1 tRNA gene and 1 pseudogene are annotated in these 1,417 nt (G+C 62.0%); both read left to right on the top strand.

The features are described 5' to 3' along the window. Positions 1 to 34 precede the first annotated feature (34 nt). Positions 35 to 121, top strand: a tRNA-Leu gene (locus tag A2I95_RS37780). A 246-nt stretch (positions 122 to 367) separates the two neighbouring features. Beyond that, a pseudogene (locus tag A2I95_RS37775) lies at positions 368 to 1,417 on the top strand (glycosyltransferase family 2 protein); the annotation flags it as partial.

Genomic DNA, 1,417 nt, shown 5'->3' with positions numbered 1-1,417 from the left:
GGTCTATACGCCTCGACACCAAGCCTAAGACAGTGCGGTCGTGGCGGAATTGGTAGACGCGCAGCGTTGAGGTCGCTGTTCCTTAACCGGAGTGGAAGTTCGAGTCTTCTCGACCGCACCAACTTTCCAGAAAAAATTGACAGATGGCGTGCGTGCGTATGCGCTGGCCGTACAGGCATGATTCTGGCTGTTGCGGGAATATCAGCTGCCGGACCCTTTGGCGGGTGCCAACGGCGTTTCCCGGTTCCGGCAGGTCTGCGGGCCGGCTATAACCGGCCGCGTTCCTTGTGCCTCGCATTCGGAGCCAACAATGCCAAAAACGTGATGCAGCAGTATGCCCAGTTCAGACCACGGAAATTGCGACGGCATGATCCTTGAACGCGAACTCAGCGCGTTGTCCCTGGCAGGAAGTACCCTGCTGGACGCCGTGGTGCTGCGTGCATCCAACGGGCGGATTGCCCGCCTGTTCTTCAAATCCGGAACCTCGCGGGAGGGGCTTGGCCTTGTGTCTCCGGCGGGCAAGACAGTTCTGCACAACTATGGCGGCGCACCGGTTCTGGAGGCTGAGATTTCGGACGGTCCCAGCGCGGTCACAGTCTCCGCTGAGGGGGCGCTTTACAATGTTCCGCTCCACCCGGAGGAGACGGAACTGTTTGCCGGACTCAATGTATTGGCCGCTGTCCGCAATGGTGAAACAGCCCGAACAGCGGCCGAATGGCTGCGGTTCCATGCGGCGCAGCATGGTCTGCAGGGGGCTGTCATCCTCGATCGGGCGAAACCGCAAGACAGCCGCCGTTTTATAGAGGAATTGCAAACGCTTGCTGGCTCCATTAAGGGGCTTGAACGGGTCGTGGTCGTGCATTCCAAACTGCCCTTGGGCAAGGATGGCCTGCCGGAGGAGGCGCATCCTTTCAACGTGCCGGGCGCCCCTGGCAAGGACCGGATGGAGATCCCGCCTGCCGATCCTTGGCGGGCGCCGTTGGGTGAGTTTCTGATCTATGAGATCCTGCGTGCCCGCTTTCTGGCGCGGGCCCGCGCGGTTGCCAATATCGATCTGTTTGATCTGCTGGCCCCGAACGATGGTGCAAACGATGGCCCAGGTGAGGGGCTGAATGTGTTTGACCGGGCCGTTGCCGCGCCGACGGGCTGTTTGCGCTTGGGCGGGGTGCAGGCCTATCCATGGCGGGTGCGCAAGGGCGACCAGGCGTCTTTTGCGGACCACATCTGCACGCAGTTTGATGCCACCGGGCTGCGGCCGCGCTGGTGTCTGGCACCGGTTACGACCCGCGGGAACTGCATTTGGCGGTTGATCCGGGTGGTTGGAGCGGAGGCTGATCCGGCGGAGGATCTGCGGTTCTACCGCTGCATGGCCCTGCGGCATCCGACCGACACGGTGTCCAAGATCGTGCCGAAGACC

The organism is Leisingera sp. F5 (genome assembly GCF_001593695.1).
The sequence above is the reverse complement of the archived record's forward strand: the minus strand, read 5'-3'. Positions and strand labels throughout refer to the sequence as shown.